Origin of the sequence: Paenibacillus dokdonensis (genome assembly GCF_004916975.1) — a bacterium.
Taxonomy (GTDB): domain Bacteria; phylum Bacillota; class Bacilli; order Paenibacillales; family Paenibacillaceae; genus Paenibacillus_AQ; species Paenibacillus_AQ dokdonensis.
On the sequence record NZ_STGQ01000002.1, the window covers coordinates 968,292 to 985,027 of the forward strand.

The 16,736-nt window shown below is 50.0% G+C and carries 13 protein-coding genes; 8 read left to right on the plus strand and 5 right to left on the minus strand.

All coding sequences use genetic code 11. The annotated features are described in order from the left end of the window. Positions 1-5: 5 nt before the first annotated feature. Complete coding sequence (locus E6W40_RS22385) at positions 6-4,154, plus strand: glycosyl hydrolase family 18 protein (RefSeq protein WP_136607776.1); 4,149 nt, start codon at positions 6-8, stop codon at positions 4,152-4,154. A gap of 91 nt (positions 4,155-4,245) precedes the next feature. On the opposite strand, the gene E6W40_RS22390 is transcribed toward E6W40_RS22385, so the two are convergent. Then, positions 4,246-4,545 carry an MGMT family protein gene (locus E6W40_RS22390; protein WP_136607777.1) on the minus strand — a complete coding sequence of 100 codons (300 nt, stop codon included), beginning with the start codon at positions 4,543-4,545 and terminating at the stop codon, positions 4,246-4,248. A gap of 242 nt (positions 4,546-4,787) precedes the next feature. Here E6W40_RS22390 and E6W40_RS22395 point away from each other — a divergent pair, with 242 nt between their 5' ends. After that, positions 4,788-6,380: an ATP-binding protein gene (locus tag E6W40_RS22395; RefSeq protein WP_136607778.1), complete on the plus strand. Its 1,593-nt coding sequence runs from the start codon at positions 4,788-4,790 to the stop codon at positions 6,378-6,380. 152 nt (positions 6,381-6,532) lie between these two features. After that, the gene (locus E6W40_RS22400) at positions 6,533-6,976 is read left to right on the plus strand and encodes a hypothetical protein (RefSeq protein WP_136607779.1); all 444 of its coding nucleotides are present in this window, start codon (positions 6,533-6,535) and stop codon (positions 6,974-6,976) included. A 114-nt stretch (positions 6,977-7,090) separates the two neighbouring features. Here the strand turns inward: E6W40_RS22400 and E6W40_RS22405 are convergent, their stop codons facing one another. After that, the gene (locus E6W40_RS22405) at positions 7,091-7,900 is read right to left on the minus strand and encodes an AraC family transcriptional regulator (protein WP_136607780.1); all 810 of its coding nucleotides are present in this window, start codon (positions 7,898-7,900) and stop codon (positions 7,091-7,093) included. A 193-nt stretch (positions 7,901-8,093) separates the two neighbouring features. Between E6W40_RS22405 and E6W40_RS22410 the strand changes: the two genes are divergently transcribed. The 3 genes from E6W40_RS22410 to E6W40_RS22420 all read left to right on the plus strand — a co-directional run bounded on the left by E6W40_RS22410 (position 8,094) and on the right by E6W40_RS22420 (position 9,544). Beyond that, complete coding sequence (locus E6W40_RS22410) at positions 8,094-8,543, plus strand: SRPBCC domain-containing protein (protein WP_136607781.1); 450 nt, start codon at positions 8,094-8,096, stop codon at positions 8,541-8,543. Between the two features lie 243 nt (positions 8,544-8,786). Beyond that, the gene (locus tag E6W40_RS22415) at positions 8,787-9,215 is read left to right on the plus strand and encodes a DUF4257 domain-containing protein (protein ID WP_136607782.1); all 429 of its coding nucleotides are present in this window, start codon (positions 8,787-8,789) and stop codon (positions 9,213-9,215) included. Continuing rightward, a complete protein-coding gene (locus tag E6W40_RS22420; RefSeq protein WP_136607783.1) occupies positions 9,212-9,544 on the plus strand; it encodes a hypothetical protein in 333 nt (110 codons plus the stop codon). Before E6W40_RS22415 ends, E6W40_RS22420 begins: the two co-directional genes overlap by 4 nt. A gap of 47 nt (positions 9,545-9,591) precedes the next feature. Here E6W40_RS22420 and E6W40_RS22425 read toward each other — a convergent pair whose 3' ends face one another. After that, the gene (locus tag E6W40_RS22425) at positions 9,592-10,425 is read right to left on the minus strand and encodes an AraC family transcriptional regulator (RefSeq protein ID WP_136607784.1); all 834 of its coding nucleotides are present in this window, start codon (positions 10,423-10,425) and stop codon (positions 9,592-9,594) included. A 207-nt stretch (positions 10,426-10,632) separates the two neighbouring features. Here E6W40_RS22425 and melA point away from each other — a divergent pair, with 207 nt between their 5' ends. After that, on the plus strand, positions 10,633-11,931 hold the full coding sequence (melA, locus tag E6W40_RS22430; protein WP_136607785.1) for an alpha-glucosidase/alpha-galactosidase: 1,299 nt from the start codon (positions 10,633-10,635) through the stop codon (positions 11,929-11,931). A 125-nt stretch (positions 11,932-12,056) separates the two neighbouring features. Here the strand turns inward: melA and E6W40_RS22435 are convergent, their stop codons facing one another. Next, positions 12,057-13,547, minus strand: a complete 1,491-nt coding sequence (locus E6W40_RS22435) for a response regulator transcription factor (protein WP_136607786.1) — start codon at positions 13,545-13,547, stop codon at positions 12,057-12,059. After that, positions 13,528-15,294 (minus strand): cache domain-containing sensor histidine kinase, encoded by a 1,767-nt coding sequence (locus tag E6W40_RS22440; protein ID WP_136607787.1) that lies wholly within the window; start codon positions 15,292-15,294, stop codon positions 13,528-13,530. The genes E6W40_RS22435 and E6W40_RS22440 overlap by 20 nt, the downstream gene beginning before the upstream one ends. A gap of 206 nt (positions 15,295-15,500) precedes the next feature. On the opposite strand from E6W40_RS22440, the gene E6W40_RS22445 reads away from it, so the two are divergent. Continuing rightward, positions 15,501-16,712, plus strand: coding sequence for an ABC transporter substrate-binding protein (locus E6W40_RS22445; RefSeq protein WP_246073134.1), 1,212 nt, complete (start codon positions 15,501-15,503; stop codon positions 16,710-16,712). The last annotated feature ends 24 nt before the right edge of the window (positions 16,713-16,736 follow it).

Genomic DNA, 16,736 nt, shown 5'->3' on the forward strand with positions numbered 1-16,736 from the left:
GTGCTATGAAAGCGCTTCATAAAAAGATGAAATGGAAGTGGTTTATTTACTTCGTTTGCGCAGCCATCATAGCATCTTCATATGCTTTTGCCGGACAGGTTTCAGCTCGTTCCTCCGATATTCGGGGACACTGGGCGGAGCAGCTTCTCACGGGCTGGCAGGATCAAGGGCTCCTTAAGGGATATCCTGACGGTTCGATGAAGCCGGATCAGGCACTGACCAGGGCTGAGCTGATGGCACTGATCAACAGGTACTTTCATTTTACTGCCGAAAAGGCGGTAACATTCCCGGATCTGAAGACCGGACAATGGCAATATGCAGAAGCTGCAAGGGCCCTGCAGGCAGGTTATATTGCAGGTGATCAGGATGGTATGATCCATCCGGATCAGATTGTCTCCAGAGAAGAGGCCGCTGTGATGCTGGCCAAGGTTCTGAAAGCAGGAGCGGTTAATGATTCTGAACTGCTTAAGCCGTTCAAGGATTCCGCTAATGTCTCGGCTTGGAGCCGGCAAGCTCTTGCCTATTTGATACAGCAGGGCAAGCTTGGCGGTTACGAGGATAGCACACTCCGTCCGAAGTCTCCTCTTACGCGGGCTGAGGGCGCGGCATTGATCAGCCGCCTGCCGGTAACACCGGCGGGAGTTTCCTACGATAAGGCGGGCACCTATGGACCGGCCTCAGGTACAGAAACGATCAGCAGAAACGTTGTTGTTTCTGCTTCGGGGATTATCCTTCAAAATCTGGTGATCCAAGGGAACCTTATTCTGGAGAAGGGAATTAGCTCCGGAAAAGTGATTTTGAAAAATGTAAAGGTGGAAGGAATGCTCACCGTGAGAGCTTCGGGAGTAGAGCTCGAAATCAGCGGCAGCTCACTCGGTTCTGTCGTGTTCGATGGCCAGGGCAATACACTGCAGCTTAGCAGCGATGCAAGCATATCTAACCTGGTACTGAATACGCTGACAAAGGTCTTGGGAAGCGGTAAAATCCAAAAAGCTACCATTAATGAAGGAGCAAAAGGCTCCTCATTCCAGACGGCTCCGCTTAGCGTGGATGGACCTCAGGCCGGTTCGGTCACAACAGGCACTCCTGGCAGCAGTGCAGGATCGGGCAGCAGCTCCGGTGGAAGCAGCTCGGGTGGCGGTTCGGGCTCCGGCGGAGGCAACGATAGCACCGTGCCGCAGGCTCCCATCGTAACGGGCGTGGCAAACGGCGCGACATATCACTCAGGCGTGCTTCCGAATTGGAGCGATGCCGCGGGAACGACCAGCAGTGCGACACTGAATGGAGCCGCTTATGTAAAGGGCACAGGCATTATTGAGGCTGGTAAGTACACACTGATTGTCACGGCCGTCCACAAGACGAGCGGCAAGAAGGCGAGCACAACCGTCAACTTTACGATGGACCCACAGAAGAAGTTGATCGGCTATGTAGCGGGCTGGAGCAATTGGTCGGACGCTCGCCCGGTGGATGCTTCCAAGCTGACCCATATCAACTATGCGTTCACCCACATCAAGGACAACAAGATCATTCCGATCGCAGGTCAGAATGATGATGATAACTATGCGTATCTCAGCAGCTTGAAATCCCAAAACCCGAATTTGAAAATATTGAACTCGGTCCGCGGCTGGGCTGCAGACGGATTTTCGGACGCGGCGTTCACGGAAGAATCACGCCTCGTGTTTGCGGACAGCATCATCGATTATGTGAAGAAATACAATCTGGATGGGATTGACCTGGATTGGGAGTACCCTACCCAGCCAGCAGGAGAAACAAAAGCAAGACCTGAAGACAAAGAAAACTTTACCTTGGTGCTGAAGCTGATCCGCGAGAAGCTGAATACGCTGGGCCTGGAAAACAACAAATACTATGAGCTGACGATCGCGGCCGGAGCCGGATGGAGCTATCTGGATGGCGTGGAGATCGACAAAATTACCCCGCTGCTCGATAACATCAACGTGATGACCTATGACTTTGCAGGCGGCTGGGTACCGAATACGGCGCATCATACCCATCTGTACGGCAAGAACATCAGCACCGATTTATGCGTGCAGGTATTGCTGCAAAGCAAGGTTCCCGCACATAAAATCGTCATCGGTGCGGCCTTCTATAGCCATAAATGGACGGATGTGGAGGCTGGTGAGGGGACAGCTGTTGGAAGGAAAGCGACGGGAAGCGGCGACACGCCAACCTATACGGACATTTTGGCGAACTACAACGCAGATAGCTCATTTGTCCGTACTTGGGATGAGGATGCGAAGGCGCCTTACCTCTTCGACGGCAGCACGTTCATTTCCTATGACGATCCGGAATCCTTGGCAGCAAAGGCCAAATACGTATTGGATAAGAAGCTGGGCGGGGCCATGTTCTGGGAGTACAGCCAGGATGCATCGGGAAGCCTGCTTACCGCTCTGGCAGACGGACTCAAGGGCCTGCCTTATAACGAGGAACTGGACGCTGTTCCGGCCTTGCCTCAGATTTCGGTGCAGGAAGACGAGGAATACGAAATTGGCTTTATACCGGATTGGAGTGATGCCCCGGGAACGGCCAGCACGGCCCAGCTAAACGGCAGGCCATATGTGAAGGGAAAGGCGATTAAGGGACCGGGAAAATATGTGCTTACTTTAACTACGGTTCATGGCAAGAGCTTGAAAACGGCAACGACCCATATTCCGTTTGCCATTAAAGGACCGAAAACCATCGCCTACGTTCCGGGCTGGGTCGATTGGTCGGATGCCAAACCGATTGACGCATCCAAGCTGACCCATATCAATTATGCGTTTACCCATGTCAAAGACAACAAAATCATTCCAATGGACCAGAATGATGATGCCAATTATGCCTACCTGCAAAACCTCAGATCGCAAAATCCGCACCTGAAAATTTTGAACTCGGTTGGCGGCTGGGGAGCGGACGGCTTCTCCGATGCCGCATTTACGGAGGAAAGCCGCGAGGTATTCACGAACAGCATCATCGATTACGTGAAAAAGCATGATTTGGACGGCATCGACTTGGATTGGGAGTATCCTTCCCAAAGCGCAGACGGCGTCATGAAGGCGAGACCGGAGGACAAACAGAACTTCTCGCTTCTGCTGAAGCTGATGCGGGAAAAGCTGAATCAGCTGGGCGCCGAACAGCATCGCTATTACGAGCTGACGATTGCCGCCGGCGCGACGCAGACGTATTTGAACGGGGTCGAAATCGAAGAAGTAATCAAATACGTCGACAACATCAATTTAATGACCTACGATTTCGCCGGAGGATGGAGCGCGAAGACGGAGCATCATACGAACCTGTACGGCGGAAGCATCAGCGTCGATTCCTCGGTGCAGCTGTATTTGAATCATCACGTTCCTGCCGATCAAATTGTGATCGGAGCGGCCTTCTATGGCCATAAATGGACGGATGTAAAAGCCTCCAACCCGGATGGGCTTGGACAGGAGGCGATAGGCACTCCGGAAACGCCGACCTATAATGAAATCATTGCGCAATACGGACCGGAGCAAGGCCTTACCCGGTATTGGGATGATACCGCCAAAGCCCCATACCTGTTCGGTGGCAGTGTCTTTATTTCCTATGACGACGAGCAGTCCGTAGCGGAAAAGGCGAAGTACGTGCTGGATCAGAGGCTGGGGGGCGCCATGTTCTGGGAATACAGCCAGGACGCGTCGGGCGATCTGCTTGCGGCTATGGCGAACGGGTTGAAGGGAATCGCTTTTATGGCTCCCAAGCATGAAGAGTCGCAAGCCATACCGGCTGCGCCGGTAATCAGCGGCGTAAGGGACGGGGAAGAGTACGCTCCAGGCCTTGTATTGGACTGGGAAGATACAGCTGATACGATAAGCAGTGCTCAATTAAATGGAGCGGAATACATGAAGGGAACGCCGATCACGGCGCCGGGCGAATACACATTGGCTGTCACTGCGGTTCATGCCAAGAGCAAAAAATCTGCCACCACAACGATTCATTTTACGATCAAGGAAGCCGGGCAAACGGTGAATTCGCCGGAGCCTACCAATGATCCGGCGAATTCACCGAATGAAGAGTCTCCACCTCAAGAGGAGAACGTTCCACCTGCAGAAACCGCACCAGGGGAAGGAGCGCCTGAAGGAGCAGATCCACATGGGGATGCTCCGCGAGAAACAGAATCAAACTGATGGCGTAAAGTAAAGAAGACGTGCAGATACGATATGTATCTGCACGTCTATTCTGTTTCTATGCAGGACTCCTGGCCAATGTCCTGCCGAACTACATTCCATACACCGACAGGTCGATCCGGCCGTCGCGGATGAATTCCACGCCCTCGTCCTCCAGGAGGGATTGCTGCATAAAACGTGACTCATCGTCCGTGAGGGCGATTTCTCCTTTGGCATTCACCACCCGGTGCCAGGGCAGCTGGTATTTGCCGCTCATGGAATGAAGGATTCTGACGACCTGTCTTGCGGCACGCGGGCTTCCGGCGGCGGCAGCAATGCCGCCGTAGGTCATGACTTTTCCGGCAGGAATGGCCTTGATTTGTTCAATGACTAACATGGTAAATGGCTGCATTGCTTCTCCTTTATACCAGGGCACTAGGGCCCTGCAAAGTCTCTGTTTTTTGTTATCGACAGTGTATCATAGAAATGCTTTATGAGCGTTATTTTATCCCGGCAAAACGTTATAGTGAAGGATTGGCAATAGGGTGGTATTATAAGGGGGACTCCATAAACTTTAACCGCTTGTATTTTTGGAAACTTTTATAATAAATATCTATGAATGATTAAGTATAGTAGAAAAACGAGGTATTTAGCATGGGAGGACCATTATCTAAAATAGATACTGCAGATGCCATTGCGGTGTCCAAACAGTATTGCAGGCAGATGGGGATTAAACCGGACGAGCTTCCCGCGTTTACACGGCGGTACAGTCATGCGGAGCTGGCGGCGAAGTTGGTGAAATACCAGGAGTATACTGAAGTCATCCACTTTTTTATCAGCAAATTTCTATCCTCCATTTCGGGCAGTCCGATTATGATTGCCATTACCGATGACCGGGGGTATATGTTGGAGTTCGCGGGCGATCCGACCATCATCGAGACGGTCAGGCATTTAGGAATCGAGGAAGGCATTCAGTTCAATAAAGATGCGGGTACGAATTCCATTGACCTGTGCCTGTCACATCAACGGCCTTTCCAGCTTATAGGAGAGGATCATTACCATGTTATTCATCACGGCCTTGCCTGCTATACGGCTGGATTTCACAACGATAAAGGCACCGTTCTGGGGACTATCTCGCTGATGACGGATATCCATTTTGCCCATCCCCATTTGCTTGCCTTGCTGTGTACAATGGCTGATTCCGTGGAACGGGAACTGCTGCTGCGCAGACAAAACACCCAGCTGCAGATTTTGAACCAGTTCCTGCTGGATACGAACTTTTACGGGGTCGTGATTACAGACGGCACAGGCAGTATTCTGGAGATGAACGAACGGTGCCGCTCCATGCTGCAGCTTGGTAATCCGGATGTATTTAAGGATAAATCCGTGTTTGATATCGGCTTGGTCAGCGGCTATTTTCAGCGGGTCATGAAACGGTTTGAGGATTGCACCGGCGTGGAGCTGAGCGTCAATTTACAAGACGGGGAACATCATTATATGCTCGATGTGCTGCCGGTCTATGATAACGCGCATTCCATTGTCCGTGTGGTAGGAAGCCTTCGTGACATAACCGAGATGAAGAAAACGGAGGAAATCCTGCGCAATACCGAGAAGCTGGTTTTCGCCGGGCAGATTGCAGTCGGTATTGCTCATGAAATCCGTAATCCGCTGACAACCGTTAAAGGAATGCTGCAATTATCAGGCAAAAATACATGTCTAAGGCATTATGATCTGATTATGTCGGAGCTGGATCGGATGAACCTGATTGTCAGCGAATTTTTGATCCTGGGCAAGCCGCAGGCTGTTCATTTCCGGCAAGAGCGCTGTATGCCAGTTATGCAAGAAGTGCTGCATTTGTTTGAAATCCAGGCAGCATTGAACAGCATTACGCTGAGCTGCACGACTGACGCGGATCATCTTATCCGCTGTGACCGGAACCAGATAAAACAGGTATTCATGAATATTTTGAAAAATGCTGTGGAGGCTTTGCCTTTTGGCGGTTCCGTCCATATTTTGCTCGATACCGAGGGGACTTACCAGCGCATCCGAATTTCTGATAACGGAGTGGGAATGACCGACGAGGTGCTGCAGCGGATCGGAGAGCCATTCCATACAACCAAAGCCGAAGGCAATGGCCTTGGTATGATGATCGTGAAAAGAATCATTGAAGCTCACAAAGGACGGCTGCTCATCACAAGCAAAGTGAACGAAGGCACAACGGTGGACATTTACCTGCCCATCAGATAAGCCCGACCTGCAAAATAGGGGCAATCCAAAAGGTCCAATGAACCTTCGGAGGCCCCTTTTTCTTTAGAATCTAGCGCTGGCGCAAGAGAAAATAGGCAGCCAGCATTTCCTAAATTACACACAACTTTGACTGTCAAAAGAGGAGGCATTTCATGAGGAAAAGTAATATGTATATTATAGCTCCTGTAATTATCATCGTTATTGTTGGGTTAGTAATATATAATTTTTATAGTAAGAACACTACATTTAAGGATGTTGTACTTGATAAGATAAATACTGATCAAATTAGCTCCCTGGAGATATTAAAGAGCTCAAACGATGAGAAGAAAACAATAACAGATAAAAGTGAAATTAATAAGATAATCAACTCATTATCAGTAATAAAATTGAGTGAAGGATCGTACTCAATTGATTCAACAGAATCATATTATATTACCATAAAAACCAATAATCTAAGAAGATTCGGAATGACACTTTACGATAAAAACTATCTGAGAATTTTCGACTATGATCCAAAGATTCCAAAGAATTCGATTAAGTCTTATAAAATATCTAACGAGTTTGACCCAGCCACTATTCGGAGTTTATTTAGATAGGAATGGCATGTGGGTTTTTATCTTGAATCGTGGAGCTGCTGAGAAAAATCGGTTTGCATGATGAGGCATTGCGTCTGCTTCTTTCGGTGGAATAGCCAAGGGCTGCATAGCCGCTCAGCTCTCCTGCACCCACTTCCGGTATTCTTCCGGCGTGCTGCCGACCACTGCTTTAAAGTCCTTGATAAAATGCGGCTGATCGTGGTAGCCGAGCTCTGTGGATAGACGGGCCAAATCAACCGGCAGGCGGCAGTCCATCGTCTCAGCTGCATTTTGCAGGCGATATAGGCGAATCACCCATTTTGGACTGATGCCAACGTATTGGTCGAACAGACGCTGAAGCTTTCGGATATGGATATCAAAATGCTCGCAGACCTGATCAACCTTCGAAATTTCGTGTTCACTGGCGATGTAATCAATAATCCGGTTTACAGACAGGACCTGCTCATCCCGTGACGGCAGTTTGGGCTCTAAAAGCTTGTTCATGGCGGCGACCATATCCTCCTCGGTTGGCATCGAGAGTATAGCTTCCTCAAGTCCCGGGCCGTCGAGATCAAATATGCTTTGCACTTCCAGCGGATGATTAAGCAATGTGGAGATGGGTTGATTCAGGAATGGATAAAAGCCGCCGGGCTTGAATTTCACTCCAAACACGACTCCCTTTCCATGGATCGGATAAGAGAACTTCCGGGTGGAGGGGCCGAAAATAAAAGTTTTATGCGGCTCGACAACCAGATTGACGCAAGGATTGGGAACGACATGTTGAAGATAGGGATCTTCATCGGTACAATCCCAGCTGACAATCCAATAATGCTTAACGAAGAAGCTTAACGCTTCCGAGGCCGCATGACGGGACAGCTTGAATTTCTTCTCACCGCCCTGCAGGTTCAGGACGCCCATATTTGGCCGTGGTAATCCGGCAGGCATGTATCTCAACCCCTTACTCACTTTTTATTAGCTCGATTGAAAGTTTTTTATGGAACAGGTGTTCCTGTCGTGTTTTTACAATACATAGATTATCACCGAAGGTATCATTAGTTTAGCATAAATTTTCAAAGCGTAAGACAAGCGCAAAAAAAGTAAAAATCTAACCATAATAAACAAAGGAGCGTGCAAAATCATGAGTTTGAAATATGAGTTTTATATTGGAGCTGAATCGCAAAAGGTATGGGAACTGCTGGTAGCACCGGAAGGCACGAAGAAGACCTTTTTCAATTGTGTGCTTCAATCGAGCTTTAAGGCAGGGGAGCCTTTTGCCTATGTAGGACCGGGAAATGATGGGGATGAAACGGTTCATGTATACGGTGACATCCTGGCGTATGAGCCACGCAAAGTGCTGAGCTACCTCGAGCACCCGGGGCCATCCTACCACACCAATCATCAGGAGCTGACTTCGCGGGTTACGTTTACGCTGGATACGGTTGGCAAATGCACGAAACTGACACTCGTGAATGATGAGTGGTCGGACAACCATCCTTCATTTCAAAATGCCGAAGGGCATTGGTGGATGATCCTGAGCAACATCAAGACCGTGGCGGAAACGGGAAACACGCTGGATTTCGGCTGGTAAAAAATCATTATCTGAAAGCTCCGACAAGAGTGGCTGCGTCAGCAGCTGCTCTTTTTGCGATGCATTTCTTTTTCTGCGATGCATTTCTTTTCGGTTGACATCAAATAATTCGCAAGTTGCAGCAAACCCATGCATAAAATAGCAGAACTAAGAATCCTGCTGAATTGCCATCATATTTTCACTTTTTGAATTCACCATTCCACTTGGCATTACATATTAGAAAGTATATGGGGGAATCGAATTATGCATTGGACTGATTTCCTGGTGATCATCGCGTCAGGTTCGTTCGGCGGCCTCCTGTCTAGTTTGTATATCCATGACGGATCTCTTATACTGCCTAAAATTATTGAATTGGAACTAAGCGACGGATCCAGAAGGAAAAACTATCATATCGGTTTTCTTTCGGATATCATTCTCGGGGCTGGCGCGGGACTCATTTCGGTACTACCAATTGGACTAGAGTTCCCAAAATATATTTATGTAGCGATTATCGCGGGCTTTGGAGGCGGCAGCTTCATAGCCAAACAAGCCAAGCTGACTGCGGAAGAGAAAGTATCGTCGCAGGATAAGCTGCCGACAATCATTGCCTCAAGCATTCCAGACACGGATGATCCCAAAGAAGTGACATTTGAACTCGCAATTTCAGACCGCAAAGGAGAGAAGCAGACATGACCCTTGGAAAGATTACGCTAACGAATGACGAAATCAATGAATATAACAGGCTGAAGCAAATGATCAGAGAAGCAAGAACAAGACTGGAAATATCGTTATACACGAAACGGGCGGAGGAAATCCTGGATAAGGGCCGTCTGCGTTATGTTAACAAATTGGAGAATGGCAATAAGCCGCAAATCAAAGGGATACAGGAAAAGAGCAAACCAAAGGAAAAGAAACTGAAGCTGTCAGCCTATGCGGCGGTAAGCCACAGTCATACGCTCCCGCAGCATATCAAACGTTCCCCGATCGTCACCAAATTAGCGAAATCAAATTCGGGCCGGTAAGGAGTAGTTGATAACTTTTTTCCTGCTTTAAAAAAATCCGTGATTATCTAAATCTTTGTTTCTCTATACTTTCGTGGAGACAAGCCAATCACTTTTTTGAACATTTTGGAGAATAGAAACGGATCATTATATCCTACCGAACGGGAGATATCACTGACAGAAAGCTCAGGATTTCTCAGCAGATCTGTGGCCCGGTTCATCCGGTATTCCAGCAGAAAGGTTTGCAGCGAAACCCCGAATTTGTCCTTGAACAGGCCAGACAGGTAGGTGCGGTCGAGGCCTACCGAACGCGCGATATCCAGCACGGTCACCTTTTGGCTGTAGCTGCTTTCCATATATTCAATAGCCTTCCGGATATAGCCTTCCCGGGAGTGCTGCGGCTTGTGGCCGGTATCCGGTTCGGGAGAACAGCGGATCAGATCGGCAAGAATACGGTACAGGATGCTCTGGCTGAGCACGTCGCTGCCGCGGTCGGCGCTGGCTGACTTCAGTTCTTCATAAAAGCTGCCGAAGCTGCTTGCGGGCAGTCCCGTGAACACCGGCCGCCCGGCGCTAATCTGTGCCCGCTGCAGCAGCGACTTTGCGTTGAGCCCTTTAAAACCGATCCAAGAATACGTCCAGGGGTCGGATTCATCGGCGCTGTAATGGACAAGTGTATCCGGAAGAATGACAAAGCCTTGTCCCGCCTTCAGCTCATATACCCTCTCACTCGTATGGAATACGCCCCGGCCGCTGTGAATGTAGTGCAAAATATACGCATCACGCAGACCCGGTCCCCAGGTATGCCTCGGCAGACATTCCTCCAAACCAAAAAACAGCAAATTCAGGTCCATCTGACCCTGCATAGCGGGGGAGCTGTAGTTGACATTGATACGAACCATGGGAATGGCATCTCCTTTGTTCTCAGCAAGCTTTACTACATATTATAACAGGCGAAACGGTATATTTCTCCTCTGAAAGCGGATACGCAAATGGGATTATGACATGTATTGCTGGGTTTGCTCCATGTTCGCTCTGCGGCTTGAAGGGTATAGTTAGAATCTAGTTAGAATCAAATTCAAGCCAATCCGAAAGGTAGGTTATCATTCATGTCCAAAATTACGTTTATCGGTGCGGGAAGCACTGTGTTTGTTAAAAATGTGCTTGGTGATGTGATGTCGACACCAGCTTTGCAGGGCTTTGAGCTTGCCTTGTTCGATATTGATCCGGAGCGTCTGCAGGATTCCGAGCGGCTTCTGAGCAGCATTAAGAACACACTGGGCAGTACATGTGTCATTAAGGCTTATAGCGACCGTAAGGAAGCTTTAAGAGGTGCCAAGTACGTCATCAATGCCATTCAGGTGGGCGGTTATGATCCATGTACTATTACTGATTTTGAGATTCCGAAAAAGTACGGCCTGCGCCAAACGATTGCCGACACGCTCGGAATCGGCGGCATTTTCCGGAACCTGCGGACGATCCCGGTGATGCTCGATTTTGCCAGAGACATGCAGGAAGTATGCCCTGATGCGCAGTTCCTCAACTACACCAATCCGATGGCGGTTCTCACCAATGTGATGAACACCGTGGGCGGGATCAAGACCGTTGGTCTCTGCCACAGCGTGCAGCACTGCGTATCCGAACTGTTCAAGGCGCTGGACATGGATCAAACAGGCGTGGAATCGAAAATCGCCGGTATCAACCATATGGCTTGGCTGCTTGAGGTGAAGAAGGACGGGGTGGATCTCTATCCGGAAATCAAGCGCCGTGCTGCCCGGAAGCAGAAGGAGAAGCATCACGATATGGTTCGCTTCGAGCTGATGCTCCGCTTTGGCTATTATGTAACGGAATCGTCCGAGCATAACGCTGAATATCATCCTTATTTTATTAAGAAAAACTATCCTGAGCTGATTGAAAAATACAATATTCCGCTTGATGAATATCCGCGCCGCTGCGTTAACCAGATTAACGGCTGGAAGGAAATGCGCGAAAAGATTTTCGCCAGCGAAAATATCGAACATGCGCGTTCCAAGGAATATGCATCTTATATCATGGAAGCCATGGAAACGAATGTACCGTTCAAAATCGGCGGAAACGTCATGAATACCGGCCTCATCACGAACCTGCCGAAGGAAGCATGCGTTGAGGTTCCGTGTCTCGTGGACCGCTCGGGTATCTCCCCAACCTTTGTGGGTGATCTGCCGCCGCAGCTGGCCGCGCTCAACCGCACGAATATCAATACACAGCTGCTTACCATTGAAGCGGCTATAACAGGCAAAAAAGAGCATATCTACCATGCCGCTATGCTCGATCCGCATACGGCTGCAGAGTTGTCGCTGGATGACATCGTGGCTCTGTGCGATGATCTGATCGAAGCTCACGGTAGCTGGTTGCCGGAGTTTAAATAAAGGGTGACCGCTGGGTTACGCTGCTGTAACCTATTACCAGGTAATTGAAATTTTTTTAGCCCCTGCCTTCGCATTCTGAAGAAGGCAGGGGCTTTTCATGCTGCATAAGGTCAACACAACTGGGTTTATCGCTGATGCTTTTTACTGAATTCGGAAGGGTAGCAGCCCACGTTTTCCTTGAACAGATTCGTGAAATGGCGCGTGCTATAGTAACCGACTTGCTCCGCGGCTTCATTGACCTTCATGCCGGGTCTGGACAGCAGCTCCTGCGCTTTCAGCATCCGCAGGCGGGTAACGTATTGAATGAAGGTCACACCCATTTTTTTATGGAAATGGGTGCTCAGATGGTTGGGTGATACCTGAAATCGTTCCGCGATCCCCGCAACGGTAATATCACCGCAGAAATTCACTTCCAAGTAGCGGATGACCGCATCCAGCCAATCCTGCCTGCCGGGTTCTTCGGCGGATTTTCTCCTCAGGAGGAAGGAGCCTGCAGCTTGCGGCAGCTGCTCCAGCCAGCCCGTATCCGGATGCAGTTCAATGGTCGAATCCGGCCCAATGATACAGCGGAGATAGGCGACAAGCCGCTTTTCCATATCTGGAGGGAGAAAAGGCTCGCTTGAATACCGGTTCTGAAGCTTTTCACAGCTGCTGATGAACGTGACATAATCCCCATCCTGGTAAGCCTGTGCCAGGGTGGCTGCGATTTTGCCGGTTTTGGCGTAATTGGGATCGGCCCCAAGCAGCTCCAGGTCGCTCAGGCTTAAGAGAACGGAGCTGTCTGCGACACTACGCAGGAAGGATAACGATCTCAGCAAGGCTACCTCGTCCCGCAGTGGAGCCAGTGTGGCATATTCCTTCGTTTGCAGCCAAGTCAGGAGCCGGGAGGAGGTGGATTGCTGCCGGGTACATTCCATGATTCGTTCCGGCAGGCGAAGAAGGCTGCGGCGCTCCTTTTCCGTGGATGCTTTGCCGATGAAGATATGCCCCTTCTTCCCAAGAGTAACCAGAGCGAGCATCAGTTCTTTCGAGCAATGTTCATTAATTAGCTCACGCAGGATTTGCGGCACAGAGGCTTGCGCCACGCAATTCTCCCCGGCCTGTGCCGCCGTATCCTCGTAGATGATGACAGCGAGCCAACTCTCTCCGGCGGGGCCTGGACTAGGCAGCGTTTGCTCCGGCTGGCTCTGATTATGAAAGATGGACACCATCTGCGATTCAAATTCCCGACAGTGTGAGAGGCAGTCCTGACCTGCTTTGGCTTTTGCCTGTCTCAGAATATTCCGTACCAGCTCCGGATCAGCAGGTTTGAGCAGATAATCGACGGCACCCAGCTGTATGGCTTCCCGGGCATATTCAAATTCTGCATAGCCGGTGAGCATAACCCACTGAGTTGATGGCGCTAAGGGCAAGGCTTCCTTGATCGCTTCAAGCCCGTTTTTGCCTGGCATGCGGATATCGACGAAGGCAACATCCGGCTGTTTCTGCCGAACCAACTCGATCAGTTCCTGCCCGTTTCCAGCCTCACGGATTTCAAGACCCGCATGGATATCCTCAAGAATACCAACGAGCGTTTCCCTTGCCAGCATTTCATCGTCAGCCACTATGATGTTCATATCCCAATCCCTCCTCCTGCAGATCAATGGTAATGGTAATCAGGGTCCCGAGATTTGGAGTGCTACGAATTTTGAAGCTGGATAACCCGCGGTATGAAAGGCAAAGACGCTCCTCAACGTTCCGCATGCCGACGCGATCCCGGCTCCGCAGCGCCGCAGGCTCAAACCCGACACCGTTATCCGTCACCCGGATGACGGCTCGCGGCTGCCCGTTCTCCCACTGAAGCGCCGCGTCCACTTCAATGAGGCAGGGATGCTCACACGGCTCACAGCCATGGACGACTGAATTCTCCACGAGGGGCTGCAGCAGCAGTTTGGGAATTTTCAGGCCCTCCAGCTTTTCATCCAGCGTAAAATGGAAGGTGAGGCGGTCCTGAAAGCGCATGGACTGCAGATCCGCATACTTACGGATTATTTCGAATTCTTCCGCGAGGGTGATCGTCGTATCGGAAGATAAAATATATCGGAGCAACCCGCTCAGTGAACGGATTGCCCGGTCTAGCGTATCGTGGTCACGCCTGCGGTTCAGCCCGATGAAGCCATTCAGCGTGTTATACAGAAAATGCGGCTTAATTTGCGATTGCAACGCCTGCATTTCGGCATCCTGCTGCTTCAGCTTGGCGCGGTATTCACTGATCACCATATCATCCAGCTGCCGGATCATCCGGTTTAGCGCGCTCCCAAGCTCCGCAATCTCATCCTTGCCGTGGATATCCACCCGCCTGGTCATATCGCCGCGCTGCACATGACGCATGACCAGTATCATTTCGCGGAACGGGGTCAGCAGCTTGCGTGAGTAAGCCAGGAACACGAATAAGGTCAGGATCAATCCGCCTGAAGCAAAAATAAGCCCTGTCGTATGCATCCACCGGACCTTATCGGTGAAACGGCTTTGCGGTATGAGGGAGGTCACCTTCCAGGAGCTCGAGGGAACCATTTTGGACACCTGGACATAGGGTTCTCCATAATAATCTATGGTGGCGGAGGGCTTCGATAGTTCCTTCAATGTTTCGGCCGGGACGTCACTGCTTGCGTATACAAGCTGCCCGTTCTTATCTGTGATGACCACGACAGAATCATTGCTGATCAGCTGGCGCACAATCCGGTCAATTACAACCGTGTCTGCGTCGGCCATGATGACGGCAATCGGCTTCCGGGAATCCATATCCCGGATGAGCCGGGCCACCGAGAATACGCTCTGCACCTGGTCGAGCTTCAAATAATCCTGGGGATGGACCCGGACAAAGGTAGCTTTACCCTCGGCCTTGACCGCCTCCTTGTACCAATCCTGTTCGGTATACGGATAATCACTGCGGGCTGCATATAGCGTCGAACGGCTGTCTTTATAAAAGATCGACCCGTCCAGCGGCAGCAGCAGCGTTCCCAGGATCTCCTTATGCATGTTTTCGAGCACGCTAGGCAGTGTGTTGTAAAGCGCGTAATCGGCTTTGTATTTTGTATAGCTATCGGATGTTTTGTAAATGCCTGCTGAACGGATTTTCAGGGCATACATTACTTCATTGTAATTGTACGGAATGGTCGTTACGCGCTCGAGTTCATCCAGATAGTATTGAATATTACTGGTCAAGCCCACAAGCGTCGACTCGGTCAGCTTTTCGGTCTCTGTCGTTAGCAGCTTCGTATAATAGGCAGGCATCACATAAGCAATAATCAGGACGGGGAACAAGATGGTGACGGAGAAGAGAATCATCAGCTTGGAACGGATGGACAAGGCTCTGTTTTTCAACGCGAACTACCTCCGTTTGCTCGGTCTGGGCAAAGTTAATGTTTCTCATTTTACTTGAAGGACCGGGCTTAGGCAATAGATAGAAAATAGCGCTTTCATCGTAGGAATGGGTCATTTGTAAGCGCTTTTACGTGTGATAAGCTAAATCTGTAAAAAGGAGTGGCGTACACGTTAATTTTCAAATCAGAAAATGAAGAGGTGGGTATATGAGAACACGCGCATTTTGGTTCATGACTCTGGCAATTCTCATCATCATTGCAAGCGGCTGCTCATCACGTCCCGACAGCGGGAGTACCGGCAGTGGGAACACAGAAACGGGCTCCGGCAAAATCGGCTCGGGCAAGGCGAAAACCACGTTGTCGATGATGGTGAACATTTCGGATGAATCACTGACTCAGGCTTACCGTGAAATCGTGGATGGCTTTACGAAAGAAAATCCCGATATAAGCGTCAACCTGCAGTTTGACAGCACGGGCTACGAGAACACCATGAAGGTCAAAATGGCTGCGAACGACCTGCCCGATATATTCGATACCCATGGCTGGGCGAAGCTCCGTTACGGTGATTACCTCGCTGATCTGCGGGATGAGCCTTGGGCTTCCCAGCTGACCGATACGATCCGCGATGTTGTGACTGACAAGGATGGGAAGGTCTACGCATTAGTGCTCACTGAAGCGAAGGATGGCCTGCTGTATAACGTGGATATGCTCGAGCAGTATGGCATTCAGGTGCCAAACACGTTTGATGAGCTGATAGCTGCCGGGGAGAAGATAAAGAAGGAAAGCGGCGGCAAAACGAATCCGTTCTATATGTCCGGCATAGATGATAGCATGATCGGCCAGTATCTGGACAATTTTGCGAATCCACTCCTGATTACAGCCAAGAATAACGATGCGGATGCGCTCCTAAACGGCAATTTCGATTGGACTCATATTACGCCGCTGGCACAAAGCCTGGTGGATCTCCAGAAAAAAGGACTAATTAATGAAGATGTGCTGACCGCCAAGCGCAGCGATCTTCCGGCCGCTTTTGCTGCAGGCAAGGTAACCTTTGCACTTGTCGGTCCGGCATTTATGGATTCCGTACATGCGATCGCACCGGATATGAAAATCGGCATTATGCCGGTGCCGTCGATGGTGGCTGGTGATGAACCGACCTTTGCGGGCGGGGAGCGCAATACACTGGCGGTATGGAAGGACACGAAGCATCTGGATGAGGCGAAGAAGCTGCTGCAGTATTTTGCCAAACCGGACAATATGGCGAAGCTGTCGAACGTATCGAAGAATCCTCCGGGACTGAAGGATATTAAGACAGACCATGAGCTGACCCCTTATTATGAAAAATACGCGAATATCCGGGTATTCCCATACTTTGACCGCGTGTATCTGCCAAACGGCATGTGGGATGTTCTCTGCTAAAATGGTACCGAACTGCTTGCCGGA

Excerpts from the sequence above, each read along its gene's own strand:
- E6W40_RS22385 (WP_136607776.1), top strand. The coding sequence starts at position 6 with ATGAAAGCGCTTCATAAAAAGATGAAATGGAAGTGGTTTATTTACTTC.
- E6W40_RS22390 (WP_136607777.1), bottom strand. The coding sequence starts at position 4,545 with ATGCAGCCATTTACCATGTTAGTCATTGAACAAATCAAGGCCATTCCT.
- E6W40_RS22395 (WP_136607778.1), top strand. The coding sequence starts at position 4,788 with ATGGGAGGACCATTATCTAAAATAGATACTGCAGATGCCATTGCGGTG.
- E6W40_RS22400 (WP_136607779.1), top strand. The coding sequence starts at position 6,533 with ATGAGGAAAAGTAATATGTATATTATAGCTCCTGTAATTATCATCGTT.
- E6W40_RS22405 (WP_136607780.1), bottom strand. The coding sequence starts at position 7,900 with ATGCCTGCCGGATTACCACGGCCAAATATGGGCGTCCTGAACCTGCAG.
- E6W40_RS22410 (WP_136607781.1), top strand. The coding sequence starts at position 8,094 with ATGAGTTTGAAATATGAGTTTTATATTGGAGCTGAATCGCAAAAGGTA.
- E6W40_RS22415 (WP_136607782.1), top strand. The coding sequence starts at position 8,787 with ATGCATTGGACTGATTTCCTGGTGATCATCGCGTCAGGTTCGTTCGGC.
- E6W40_RS22420 (WP_136607783.1), top strand. The coding sequence starts at position 9,212 with ATGACCCTTGGAAAGATTACGCTAACGAATGACGAAATCAATGAATAT.
- E6W40_RS22425 (WP_136607784.1), bottom strand. The coding sequence starts at position 10,425 with ATGGTTCGTATCAATGTCAACTACAGCTCCCCCGCTATGCAGGGTCAG.
- melA (WP_136607785.1), top strand. The coding sequence starts at position 10,633 with ATGTCCAAAATTACGTTTATCGGTGCGGGAAGCACTGTGTTTGTTAAA.
- E6W40_RS22435 (WP_136607786.1), bottom strand. The coding sequence starts at position 13,547 with ATGAACATCATAGTGGCTGACGATGAAATGCTGGCAAGGGAAACGCTC.
- E6W40_RS22445 (WP_246073134.1), top strand. The coding sequence starts at position 15,501 with ATGAGAACACGCGCATTTTGGTTCATGACTCTGGCAATTCTCATCATC.